Origin of the sequence: Spirosoma sp., from assembly GCF_048594605.1 — a bacterium.
Taxonomy (GTDB): domain Bacteria; phylum Bacteroidota; class Bacteroidia; order Cytophagales; family Spirosomataceae; genus Spirosoma.
Genome location: NZ_JBMDWV010000020.1, coordinates 1 through 3,241 on the forward strand (window position 1 = coordinate 1; position 3,241 = coordinate 3,241).

Annotated in this window: 4 protein-coding genes; all 4 read left to right on the top strand. The window is 40.4% G+C overall.

Translation table 11 applies throughout. The features are described 5' to 3' along the window. Nucleotides 1-613 precede the first annotated feature (613 nt). The 4 genes from ACOJS8_RS00965 to ACOJS8_RS00980 all read left to right on the top strand — a co-directional run bounded on the left by ACOJS8_RS00965 (nucleotide 614) and on the right by ACOJS8_RS00980 (nucleotide 3,088). The gene (locus tag ACOJS8_RS00965; protein WP_420146659.1) at nucleotides 614-1,264 is read left to right on the top strand and encodes a YagK/YfjJ domain-containing protein; all 651 of its coding nucleotides are present in this window, start codon (nucleotides 614-616) and stop codon (nucleotides 1,262-1,264) included. A gap of 414 nt (nucleotides 1,265-1,678) precedes the next feature. Continuing rightward, nucleotides 1,679-2,314, top strand: a complete 636-nt coding sequence (locus tag ACOJS8_RS00970) for a hypothetical protein (RefSeq protein ID WP_152525595.1) — start codon at nucleotides 1,679-1,681, stop codon at nucleotides 2,312-2,314. A gap of 217 nt (nucleotides 2,315-2,531) precedes the next feature. Further along, complete coding sequence (locus tag ACOJS8_RS00975) at nucleotides 2,532-2,789, top strand: hypothetical protein (protein WP_152525596.1); 258 nt, start codon at nucleotides 2,532-2,534, stop codon at nucleotides 2,787-2,789. Then, a complete protein-coding gene (locus tag ACOJS8_RS00980; protein WP_276349620.1) occupies nucleotides 2,786-3,088 on the top strand; it encodes a hypothetical protein in 303 nt (100 codons plus the stop codon). The genes ACOJS8_RS00975 and ACOJS8_RS00980 overlap by 4 nt, the downstream gene beginning before the upstream one ends. Nucleotides 3,089-3,241: the final 153 nt, after the last annotated feature.

The window sequence follows — 3,241 nt, forward strand, 5'->3', positions numbered from 1 at the left end:
GCTCAAAGATGCGTCGAAAAAATGGAGTATGCCGATCCAGAACTGGCGGCTGGCGATGAGCCGTTTTATTATCGAGTTCGGTGACCGCCTGAGCGATCACCTTTAATACAGTGGCAGTTACACAGAATTACTGACAGGCTCCAGCCAGATTAACGCTGACAACTTCCCGCATTAATGTTTTGTACCATCTAACCCGAACCGTTATTCCAGGCACGGCTCTCGAACTTTCAAAACTTCTGAACGTCCCGCTTTCAACTACACACCGCAATTTGTCTGTACTGTCTAAGGCTGGTTTGGCTGACTACGTCATCGACCGCTCAGGCGTATCCCGCTGGTTCTTGGTCTCAGCTAACCACCCTAATTTTTGCCCCTGCTGCAATCAGGAATATACTAGCTCCAGCCAGGCCCTTGCGAAACATAAAATCCAGTGGTAATCTAGTAGAATTTTCTGTTGCAAAGCAGAAACTTTTCTGAGTAAAAATTTTATAATGCCTGTATTCCAACATCAGAAATGGTGCGGGTCTACTGGGCTTTTTGCGTTTCTTTTTCCTACTGCTTTTTATTAATACCTATATAAGGATCTACATCTATTTGACACTCTAGAAGGAGGCGTATGCAGCAATCTGGCTTATCTACACAACAACCAACTAATTTACTGAGATCTCACCGTGACAATGGTCATTACACCCTGATCCATTCCTCAACCTATCTCCACGATGGTTTGACCTATAGGCTTAACCATAATCCGTTAAGTAAGCGTAGCAGTCCAATACGAAAAGAAATTATCGACAGGTTTATTGACCAACTTCGCGCTATGTTGTCGCACTATAACGAACTGTATGGATTCCGCTTTGATTTGTCTGTCCCTGAAGGGATGTCTGTTGATGAAAGCAACAAATTGGTAAGTGAGTTGTTTAGTCGTCTGCGAGGTGAGTTCACCGCAAAAGCCTGGAACAATCAGCCAATCAAAAAATTCGCTTATGGCTGGGTTAGGGAGAAAGAAAGGGCTAAACAAGATCATTACCATTGCTGGATTGCTTTACCATATTTTCAGGTAAACACCGCTGGGTTTGAAGAAAAAGGAATGATTGGTCGGATAAGCCGTATCTGGTCAGAACTCACGAATGGAGTTTCCCGTGTCCATCTTCCAGAGGATGGATATAGAATCAAAAGAGGTGATCACGATTCACTTGCTAAGATGGTCAAACGGATTTCATATCTTGCCAAGAATCGCGGGAAGTATTCTAATGGGAAAGGGCAGTAAACATTTTCGGCTTCAAGGGTGAAATTTAAGGCGTCTAGTACATTGCATTAAAATCCTTAACAGGAGGTGCTGTATTCAATTCCGCGCCCTAGATAGTACCAGTGCATTGCTCATATAATAAAAACCTCTTGTAGCGCATCACAGGACGCTTAACAGAGTTCTTTATCCATTGTCTCAACGTACACTTAAATTATTGAACATCATTCCCAATCTTGCTCACTAAATGGCTTCAGGGCTACCGATTTCATCGTCGTAGCCCTTTTTGTTTTCTCGGATCTATTTAAGAAAAAATAGTCAATATTATACAGTATGTATAACAAAGCATTAACCAACAAGGTGGCTATGGGGTACTGGACAGCCATCATTTTTACTGTGTAGTATCTTTGAAGTTTTTAACAAGAGGCTCAAGATATTATGGAAATTCCTGATTCTTTAAAGCTAGACCGAAGTGGTTTTGGTCAAGACCCATTCGGGTATAGTGCGTTGGCTAACCTGAAATTTGGGATGGCAAGTACATATTCAGGTTCTCATGTTGATATAACAAAACCTGCAACAGGCTCTGATCTAAAAAATCCAGTGCTTTGGCTGACTCAAACGCAGGCTCTAACTGAAGCAGCCATTGCTGTTTTCCGTAATGAGCCCTCTTTTGAAAACATGCCTGTTTTAATGCGTGGTGTTTGTGACAGCCAATACTGTGCTGTAGGTCTTATGCTTGTTGGCTACAGTCTTGAGGTTTCACTCAAAGCAATGCTAATAATCAAGTATGGAATTAAAGGCTATCAAGAAATAGAACGTAAGAATAAGCACCACAGATTACATGACTTAGCTAAATTCATCCCAGAACTCACAAAAAAAGATATCGCTATTCTTCGTGGACTAACCCATTATGTTTATTGGGCTGGAAGATATCCAGATCCCGGTACTGGAGAAGAAGATAAAGTAGAAGATATATTCAACATTTCAGAGAGATATCGAATCTCAGCTAAGGAACTTTTCGAGTTATCCGCTAAAGTTTCCGGGCATGCGAGAAAAGTCATAGAAGAAGTGTGACTACTACATAAGAAATTAGGATATCTAAATGAACACTGATCTTTTACTGCTAATGTAAGGGAACTCTTGCAACGATTGTCGTGGCAAAATGTGATGTGGGTACCGTTAGGAATTAATTACTGTTTTTTGTTGACGCATTCTAGTAAAATGTTATTGATTTAGTTGCGACTACAGCTTAGTAGTCACTACAACTTAAGGTAAATTATAGGTGGGGAATATGGCGGTTGATGAAGAAAAAATCAAAAATGCGTTTGGAAATAAAAAATATACTTGGCGTACCGTCCGCGGAGTTGCAAAGGAGACGGGATTAGACCCAATGATTGTAACTAAATACATTATGACACACGAAGATGAAATTGTTAAGTCAAGTATGCCAAATGAAAAGGGTGAAACGTTATTCACTTCGAGACTAAATCGACGAAGCCAAAGCCCTTGGGTAAGAATTATTTCTGCTGTCAAAAATAGAGGTGGATGAATAATATGATTCCTCAAGCCGTCTGGTTTGCAATTGCAGGTGCTTTCTTTATCAAACTACTTGAGTTGGCAGAACTTCATAAGCTACCAAAGATTGAAAGACCTGACCTGAAAGATTGGTTGTATTGGATACCTTATTTGATTTTACCTATTCTTGGGGGAGGGCTTGCGTATGTTTATATTGCATCCAACACTTCTCTTACGCCATTACTCTCTGTTAATATTGGAATATCCGCGCCTCTTGTATTAAGAGCAATGGCTCAAATAGTGCCAGCAACTAAAACCCCCCCAGGTGCATAACATGGATAAGCACTATTTGTTTTATGTATCGCTTGGTAGATTGAACCTCCTTATTTAATACAATAGGTTGCTACGAAGATGAATGCTATTTTCGCAGCAATTAATTTCTTCACAAGGAAGTATAGCCTTGATGTTATAATCAACCGATTATGA